At 72.5% G+C, this 4,443-nt stretch carries 5 protein-coding genes; all 5 read left to right on the top strand.

Annotated features, from left to right (window positions below; translation table 11 throughout):
• Window positions 1-271: 271 nt before the first annotated feature.
• The 5 genes from CNO22_RS25745 (at window position 272) to CNO22_RS25725 (ending at window position 4,361) form a co-directional block, all read left to right on the top strand.
• Window positions 272-823, top strand: a complete 552-nt coding sequence (locus CNO22_RS25745; RefSeq protein WP_157937131.1) for a hypothetical protein — start codon at window positions 272-274, stop codon at window positions 821-823.
• Complete coding sequence (locus CNO22_RS25740) at window positions 820-1,110, top strand: hypothetical protein (protein ID WP_100502099.1); 291 nt, start codon at window positions 820-822, stop codon at window positions 1,108-1,110. Before CNO22_RS25745 ends, CNO22_RS25740 begins: the two co-directional genes overlap by 4 nt.
• 74 nt (window positions 1,111-1,184) lie before the next feature.
• Window positions 1,185-1,964, top strand: a complete 780-nt coding sequence (locus tag CNO22_RS25735; RefSeq protein ID WP_232807360.1) for a hypothetical protein — start codon at window positions 1,185-1,187, stop codon at window positions 1,962-1,964.
• Window positions 1,957-3,462, top strand: coding sequence for a type IV secretion system protein (locus tag CNO22_RS25730; RefSeq protein ID WP_232807359.1), 1,506 nt, complete (start codon window positions 1,957-1,959; stop codon window positions 3,460-3,462). The genes CNO22_RS25735 and CNO22_RS25730 overlap by 8 nt, the downstream gene beginning before the upstream one ends.
• Window positions 3,459-4,361 (top strand): SCO6880 family protein, encoded by a 903-nt coding sequence (locus tag CNO22_RS25725; RefSeq protein WP_332870107.1) that lies wholly within the window; start codon window positions 3,459-3,461, stop codon window positions 4,359-4,361. The genes CNO22_RS25730 and CNO22_RS25725 overlap by 4 nt, the downstream gene beginning before the upstream one ends.
• The last annotated feature ends 82 nt before the right edge of the window (window positions 4,362-4,443 follow it).

Here is a 4,443-nt window from a genome sequence, read left to right as displayed (position 1 = left end):
ACGGATGCAGTACCGCCCCGGACTGCTGGTCGGCTTCCTGGCCAGCACCGGCTTGGAGTTCGGATCGTTCCTATAACAACCGCCCTTAATGATCTTTAGCGGCGAGCCGGGGGCCGGCTGGATAGGAGTTCTGGCCGCTCACGCCGGCGCTGGTGCCTCCACGGTGGCGCTGGTGATCAGTGATGCCGCGGCGGCAGATGACCGACGGGTCCACCTTGTGGACATCGCCCATCCCTGTCGGTCCGGGCTCGTCGCCGCGGCGTCCGAAGAGTTGGGCACCGACGTCACCGGCACGTGGCGGCGCGGCGTGCGCTCCGGCGTCACCATCGACCGCCGCGCCACCGACGTGGCACCCGGCGACTGGCCGGCCATTCCAGCCGGCGAGGGCGCGGGGGTGACGGTCATCGACCTCGGTGTCCCCGCTCCGGACGGCGTGGACTGTGGGGCGGCCGCCCGCGCCCGCCCCGTCGTCGTCTGCCGGCCGACCGTGCCCGGGGTGCGGCTGACCGAGCAGCTGCTGGAGCAACTGGCACGCCGTCCGGTTGTGGTCGCGGCCGTCGGCCCCAGCCGGTGGCCTGGCGAGGTGTCCGCGAGCCTGGGCCCTCGACTGCGCGCACTACGGGCCGCCGGTCGCGTGATCCCCGTGCCGACGGATCGGCGCCTCGAGGTCACCGGCCCCACCTCCTCCCCGCTACCCAGGCCGGTCCGCTCGGCCGGCCGCTCACTCCTCGAGCGGATCGACGACGGACATCCCGGCGGCGCTGCCCGGTCGTCAGCTGCCCTCACCGACCCCGCACGGACTCCGGAGGAAACCCGTCGATGACCACCTTGCTCGCGGACACGCTGACGGCGGCTGCCGTCTGTCCGGCTGCACCGCCCGGCGTGCAGGTCTACGCCGATCAGATCCAGTCCTGGGTGAAGTGGGGCGTGCTGGCCATCCTGGGGATCTGCTTCTTCGCCAGCGTCGGAATGCTCGTCTGGGGCCGGGTGACCCACCATCCGCGCGGTGCCCGGCTCGGCATGGACGGCATCCTGATCTGCTTGGTCGGCGCGATCCTCTACGTCGTCGGATATGTGATCGTCCTGTCGATCGTCGGGACCGGCTGCTGATGGCACTTCGCCGAGGCGGCCGTGAGCCGCGCAGCCCGCAGTGGTCCCGACGGAAGATGCTCGCCCTTCTGGTCATGGCAGCGCTGACGGTCGCGGCGCTGGTCGCAGGTCTGGTGCTGGCCGTGCTGCACGCGGTCGGGCCGACTGGGGACAGTGCCGACGTTAACGACGTCGGCGGATCGGTCGGGACGTCCGCCAGCCCGACGCCGGCGGCCGCCGGGGCCAGCCCGCGGTCCACCGCCGACGCCAAGGACGCGCTGGCCGCCAGGCCGATGCCGGCGGTGCCGGAGTCCGCTTCCCGTCCCGGCCCCGTCTCGGACCGCGATCCTGGCCCACCGATCCTGCTGCCGCGGGCGACAGTCACCGGACCGGCGGGAGTGCCGACCGGGTTCCCACGCACACCCGAGGGGGCGATGGCGCAGCTGGCGGCCATCGACCAGACCGCCCTGCAATCCGGCTCGCTGTCCGGCGCCCGGGCCGTCATCGCCGCCTGGGCGTTGCCGGGCGGCCCCACGACTACCAGCTGGTCCGGGGTCCAGGCGATGCGCGCATTGCTGAACGCCGCCGGCCTGTCCGGTGGTGGATCTCCGCAGCTCGCCGTCGTCCTCACTCCGCTCATGGGTCAGATCAAGGGCAGCGTCGGGCCGGACTTCGTCGTGCCGTGCGTGGACTTCGAGCTCGACGTGACCATGCAGCAGACCGCCCGGGGCGCGATCGCGGACTGCCAACGGATGGTCTGGCACCGCGACCGCTGGATGATCGGACCGGGCGAGGAACCGGCGCTAGCGCCGTCGGTGTGGCCTGGCACCGATCTTGCGATCGGCCTCGGCTACCGGGGTCTGCGTCATGGCTGACGCTCTCCTGACCGGCGGCACGGCGGCCGCGAGTACCGCCCTCCTGGCGATGATCGACCTGAGTCCGATCAGCTGGCTCGGGGACGCCGCTTCGGCGGCCGTCGCTGGTGCCTGGAAGGCCGCCATGATTGGTCTGTGGTCCGCCGGGCTCTGGCTGCTCACCCTGGCCTTCCAGATCATCGACGCGTTCACCACCCCCGACCTCTCAGCAGAGGGGCCGATGGGCGCGGTGCTCCCGACGACGCTGTGGATCGGTGCATCGGTCGCGGTGGTCATGATGTTCGTCCAGCTGACCGTGGCGCTGATCCGTCGCGACGGGCAGTCGCTGGGCCGGGTGCTACTCGGTGTGGGCCAGTTCGGACTGGTGTGGATCAGTTATCTGGGGATAGCCGGCGCCCTGGTCGCCGCTGCGGCGGGGCTGTCGCGCGGAATCCTCCAGGCGATGCTGGACATCGACAGCCTGTCGGCATTCGACCCCAGCAGCTCCTGGCCCCGCGAGGTGGTCGACACGACGGTGGCCACCGTGCTCGGCCTCTCGTCGCTGCTCCTGCTCATCCCCGCCTCGTTCTTCTACCTGGTGATCATGTTCGTCCGGGAGGCGGCGCTGATCATCCTGGCCGCCACGGCGCCGATCTCCGCCGGCGGGCTGATCAGCGACAGCACCAGGACGTGGTTCTGGAAGAGCCTGCGCTGGTTCATCGCCTGTCTGCTCATCGCGCCGACCGCTTCGCTGGTCCTCGGTATCGGCGTCAAGGTCTCCGCCGGTGTGGTCGCGGGCAGCGGTGACTCGACCACCCAAGCCGCGGGGATGGCGGTCGTCGGTGCCGTCATGATCGCGATCGGCGCGGTCTGCCCACTGGTTCTGTTCCGCCTGCTGGCGTTCGTGGATCCGGGCCACGCGTCCGGTGCGGCGCTGCGTCAGTCGTGGACCGACGCCGGCGGTCTGTCGGGCGTTCTGTCCGGCGGTGGTGACCAGTCGGTGGGCAGCGGCGCCGCATCGCACAGCGGCGGTGACGGCCGGTCCGGCGGGGAAGCCGCGGCCGAGGCCCAGTCCTCGGGTCGGCTGGCCGCGATGCTCGGTGGGGTCGGCGCCGCTGTAGGCGCCGGCACTTCGCTGGCTCACCGTGCGGGCGCCATCGGTACGGACGTGCTCGGCTCGGCCGGTGTCGGCCACCCCGGCTACGGCCTGCCCCCGAGCGAGGTAGGCAGCAGTCGACGGGCACGCGGCAGCCGGTCGTGGCCCGATCCTGACCGCCATTCGGACGGCGGATCCACTGACGGTGGCTCGGCCGGTGAACCGGAAGCCGACGCTGGGGGTACACGAGCCCCTCCGCCGCCGGGTCCACCGCCGTCCAGCGGGGGACCGCCGACCGGGACGCCGCCGCAGAGCCCGCCGGCTCCGCGCGGTGGCCTGGCGGGTTGGGCCCGCGAGGGGACGGCGGCTGGCGGTCCAGGTGGCGCCGCAGCTGCCGAGACGGCTGCGACGGTGGCGCTGTGACGGCCCCGGCGAGGCCGGTCCGCTACGGGTCGTGGTCGAAGGACAGGCAGGGCTGGTTCCTGGGTCTCGGTGGCGGGACGTGGGTGGTGATCGGGCTCGGCGGCCTGCCGCTGCTGCTGGCCGCAGGCGCTCACCGGTGGTTGCTGGCGCTGGGGTGGGCCCCCGTGTGGGCGGTGCTGATCGTGCTGGTCGCCGTCCCGGTGCGAGGCCGTTCGGCGTTCCAGTGGGCCCTGGACTGCCTGCGTCGCTGGACAGGAGTCGTCATGGGTTGGACGGACTGGCAGTCCAAGGCTGTCGCCGGCACTGCCGAGAACCTCGATGAGGCCGACCTGCCTGGCGTGCTGTCGGGTATCCGGACGCACGACGGCCCACCGTTCGGGCCGCTGCTTGCGCGCCCGGCCGTCGTGGCCGATCACCGGGAACGCAGCTGGGCCGTCGTCGCCAGGATCACCCATCCCGGGATCGGACTGTCCGAAGCCGCCGCCCGTGCCCGGATGGGTGCCGGCCTGGCGGAGCTGCTCGAGGGTGCGGCCACCGCGGAGCTGGTGTCGGTCGTCGCCCTGCAGATCCGCACGCTGCCCGAGGACGGCGCTGAACGGGAGGCGTGGCAGCATGCCCACCTTCGCCGGAACGCTCCGCAGCTGGCGCTGGCGGCCAACGCCGAACTTGCCGCGGTGATGACCTCCGCCGGGGTGCGACACGAGGCCTTCGTGACCGTCGTCGTCCCGGAGCGGCGGATCGCCCGATCGGCCAAGGAGGCCGGAGGCGGAGTCGACGGCCGCGCCCGTGTCCTGTACGGCGTGATGGGGGAGATCGAGGCCCGCCTGGTCGGCCCGGTCGGCTGCACGAGCGTGGCCTGGCTGGGCTCTCCGGGCCTAGCCGCAAAGCCATGTAGTTAGCTGCGGCGGCCGGGTGTCAAGGACGCGGCGGAGTGGGCGTGTCGATGTCGAAGAGGGCAACGGAGCTCCGGTAGGAGGGGGC

The sequence above is a fragment of the Geodermatophilus chilensis genome (genome assembly GCF_002802985.1).
Lineage (GTDB): Bacteria > Actinomycetota > Actinomycetes > Mycobacteriales > Geodermatophilaceae > Geodermatophilus > Geodermatophilus chilensis.
The sequence above is the reverse complement of the archived record's forward strand: the minus strand, read 5'-3'. Positions and strand labels throughout refer to the sequence as shown.